This window comes from Anaerotignum lactatifermentans (assembly GCF_016902535.1).
Classification (GTDB): Bacteria; Bacillota; Clostridia; order Lachnospirales; family Anaerotignaceae; genus Anaerotignum; species Anaerotignum lactatifermentans_A.
In genome coordinates this window covers 1-3,628 of record NZ_JACSNY010000036.1, presented here as the reverse complement: position 1 = coordinate 3,628, position 3,628 = coordinate 1, and the positions used below count along the sequence as shown (strand labels likewise).

The window sequence follows — 3,628 nt, the reverse complement described above, 5'->3', positions numbered from 1 at the left end:
ATCTGACACCAGATGAAATGGAAGCAACATTCTGGGATCGGCAAGGAATCTAGCCGTTCCCAGAAAATATATTCAAAAATCGTGTCTTTTTTATTGACTATAGTCCACTTCTTTCTTTTCCATGATTTTACGCATCAGCTTCTTATCTACATGAATCTGTTGTTTCTTTTTATCATAATCTTCCTGAATCATGTGGCTAATGTGTTTCATCAGAAGCAGGAACTGTTTTTGTGCCTGTATTTGATGAAACTTTTTTGTTCGTTCTTCCCAGCTTTCTTGAGGATTTACTATTTCATGATTTCGTTCTTCTGGTTCTGATACTATGACTTCATTCATTTCCAACAGTATCAATGCAGATTTCAAAACCATATTTTTGATATTACGGAACTCTGGTTCGTCCGCAAGTGTTCTTCTGGCACGTTCCTGATTCTGGTATGTAGAAAGGATATCATCTTTCAATCCCAGCCAACTTTCATAGGCTTGTGAAATCTTTTTGTCCTTGCTGATTTCTTTGACGATCTCGTCTACCAGTATTTTATTTTCTTTCTCTAGCCTGCCATAAACCTTTTTGTGTTTTGCCGTTTTCAGTTTTTGAGATAACTCCCAAAGCAAAGCTTCTGCTTTTGGATGATCTGTACCTTCCATTGCCATTGCCTGTTTCAGTTTCCTGTCAAAGTAATTTTTCAGCTCGTCCCTGACTTCATCTTTCTGCTCATAAATGTAATACAGCTCATCACGGAATATCTCATTGGCAAAAGAACTTCTCAGCTTCATTAAGTTCTGTCTGCCCAAATATCCTTGTTTTGGATTTTTGGAATAGCACATCAAATGAATATGAGGATGATGCCCTTCATTATGAAAAGCACCATACCATACAAAATGCTCTAAAGGAATTCCCATTGCCTTTGCAATCTCTGGTGCTTTGCCTCGTACCAGTTCTCGCCACATAGCGGCATTATCATATCCCAATCGGACAGCGTCCTCCCGTTTTAAGGAAAGCACGAATGTCCAGATGTTGCCGTTATGTTCCGATGCTTCTTTTGCCACTTGATTCAGATCGATTTCTTTATCAGAGCCATTCCAAAGTGCATGTCCCTGTTTTCCTCGTTCTGCTCTTGGTCTTTTAGCAAGGTAGCCCACATAGTTTTCCATACTGCCTTCCCTTGCCAAACCTTCTTCCGCAATTTTATTGATCAGTTCCATAGCGTTTTCTCTTGTTGGATTTTGCAAATAGTCTTCATACTCCTGTTCACAACTTTCTTTCAATTCTTTATGGGCTTTCAGTTCTTTTTCGATCCATTTCTTTTGATGTTCCGTAGCTTCTGTTTGAGACTGATTTGCCTCAAACTTTTCTGAGTTTGGTCTTGTGGCAACATACTTCACATAATTTTTTACTTTTGACGGCTTTTGCATTTTTAGATATCTTGGTGTAAAAACAAGTCTTGGCATATCATCACCTACATTTCAAATTGCAATTCATTGTCTTGTTTCAATTCCAAGCGGTCTTTCAACTCGTCCTCTGTTTCCATATGGAAGTCATCGGGCCAGAAATCCAGATAGACCACGCCATGTTGCGTTTCGATCCCTCTTTGTGCAAAGCCTTCACCCCAACCATCACTGTACTGTCCGTTAAAATAATCTTTCAGGATTTCGATCTCTTGATCTGTCAAAGGTTTTTCGATATCACATACCATAACGCCATATGCTTTTTCTCCTACGGTTTCGATCCTGGGATATGCCGCCGTTACTTTTTTCAGCAAATCTTTTTGGGTTTCTCTGCTTCCATAAGCAAAGTAATGCATCAGCCCCATATCTTCATCTGTTTCATAATCCCATTCCTTACGGATGGCTTGATTGATTTCTTCTTGATAGGCTGTCAGGTCTTCTGCTGTCAGAAAACCGAAATCTACTTCTTCCAGTTCCTCCATAGCATCTTCATCAAAACACGAATCGTAATCCATATCTTTGTTGAAGTCATAATCTATAATGCCCTGCACAGGACTATAAAATCTATATTTCATTCCTCGTCACTCCTTTGATATCTTACGGCTTCTTCCATAGTAAGAATGCCGTTGATCTTTTTTACTTCATTGACGCATCGGATATGAAGTCTTCGCATAGTTGCCTCATCCATGTCGTTGATAGCGGCAAGCATACTTTCCAGCTTTGCCATCTCCACTGCGATTTTGAAAAGCATACGTGCCAAATGGTTTTCTGATGTTTTGACGATACCTGCCATAGACTCCAATATCACATCAGATAAAAAATCCGTGTGTGTCTTAGATGAAACATATCCAGAATAAAACTCGATGGCTCTTTCAATAAAATCATTTCGTACTTTGCAGTCTGATATGCACATACCTTCCTCGCATTTTCTCAATGTTTCATCGGATATCCGAATGGTTATTTTATTCTTTTTATCATCCATTGATCGCTCGCTCCTTTTTCCGTAAAAATCGGTTTCATGTCAGTCTTGATGTCAGCCAAAGGAAGGGGGAAAGCCCGTTTTTTCTAAGGGTTCCGGTTTATCTATTCTAAGAAAAACGTTTTTATTGAGGTCAGCCTTCTGATTTTGATGTCAGTTCTGAGAGCCAAAAAATCCCCGCACTGCGGGTGATTTGAGGAAACGCCAGCCCATTTGATGGCTGGCTTTCACCTGCAAACATTTTTCGCATCTGTCAAAGTCACCTTTTGCAGATATTAATTCCCAATACCCTTCTTTTTCCCTTCGCCCAAAATCGGGGCAAATTCGCTCCAAACTACCTTGCCCTGCAACTACTCCACCTGCTCTGCAAAGCGGCACACAGGGGCAAACTGGGGCACAAAAAAGGCGAACCTTTTAGCTCGCCTTTTCTTTGTTTTGCTTATTCTATTGTTCTGGATTAGAAAATCATATCATTTTCTTGTGAAATATCCTCTTTTATCGTGTGTTCGTTTGCAATCTCTCCTAGCAATTCTGCTCTTTGGCAGAACGCATCGCATAAAACTGTCCTGCGTTCTCTGCTGATGTAGGGTGACTGAGATAGGATTTCTTCCATTTCTTCTTCCATACCTTTTAACTTTTTCATGTCTAACCATGAAAAATCTTTTACCAGTTTGATCTGTTCCCTATGGGTTTTCTTGAAAGGCTTGGCTGGCAGATTGGGAGAAAGTGGTTTGATCAGACTTTCCTGTGTGTTATACCACAGTGATGTTCCACAGTCAAAAATAGGTGCAACACCAATCCATTCTAATGTAACTGCGTTTCGAATCAAGCCAAAGTTATTGAAATGCCTGTCTTCATTTCCAATCAGAAAATCCAAAATAATCATTTTTTCTGTCTGCTCTCTGATATTTTTTACGCCAAGTTGTTCCGCACAACTCAAATAAAATTCATAGTCCGAGAGATCATTTGGCTTCTTTCTGCTCTGCATGATATGGTAAGCAGATACCAATTCCGTTTCAGAAGTAATGAAATCCTGGCAGACAGAAAACGGTTTTTCATGCTCCCACAGCAATGTATACTTCGTATGTGGGATACATAACCTTTCCGCAATCCCAGAAGCAATCACTTCACATAAAGGTTCCTGCTGGTATGGATTACTTCCGCCTTTGATTAAAACTCTTTTTCCATCTGCAATCTTCCACT

The 3,628-nt window shown here is 39.8% G+C and carries 4 protein-coding genes; all 4 read right to left on the bottom strand.

Annotated features, from left to right (window positions below; all coding sequences use genetic code 11):
- Nucleotides 1-90: 90 nt before the first annotated feature.
- Nucleotides 91-1,449 (bottom strand): MobP3 family relaxase, encoded by a 1,359-nt coding sequence (gene mobP3, locus H9X84_RS12685; RefSeq protein WP_205134614.1) that lies wholly within the window; start codon nucleotides 1,447-1,449, stop codon nucleotides 91-93.
- A gap of 8 nt (nucleotides 1,450-1,457) precedes the next feature.
- Nucleotides 1,458-2,021, bottom strand: a complete 564-nt coding sequence (locus tag H9X84_RS12680) for a hypothetical protein (protein ID WP_205134615.1) — start codon at nucleotides 2,019-2,021, stop codon at nucleotides 1,458-1,460.
- Nucleotides 2,018-2,428 (bottom strand): hypothetical protein, encoded by a 411-nt coding sequence (locus tag H9X84_RS12675; RefSeq protein ID WP_205134616.1) that lies wholly within the window; start codon nucleotides 2,426-2,428, stop codon nucleotides 2,018-2,020. The genes H9X84_RS12680 and H9X84_RS12675 overlap by 4 nt, the downstream gene beginning before the upstream one ends.
- 454 nt (nucleotides 2,429-2,882) lie before the next feature.
- Nucleotides 2,883-3,628 (bottom strand): HipA domain-containing protein (locus tag H9X84_RS13155; RefSeq protein ID WP_243423769.1); only part of this gene is annotated, 746 nt, incomplete at its 5' end.

What these genes read in the sequence shown, in the direction of transcription:
- mobP3 (WP_205134614.1), bottom strand. Translation starts at nt 1,449, where the DNA reads ATGCCAAGACTTGTTTTTACACCAAGATATCTAAAAATGCAAAAGCCG.
- H9X84_RS12680 (WP_205134615.1), bottom strand. Translation starts at nt 2,021, where the DNA reads ATGAAATATAGATTTTATAGTCCTGTGCAGGGCATTATAGATTATGAC.
- H9X84_RS12675 (WP_205134616.1), bottom strand. Translation starts at nt 2,428, where the DNA reads ATGGATGATAAAAAGAATAAAATAACCATTCGGATATCCGATGAAACA.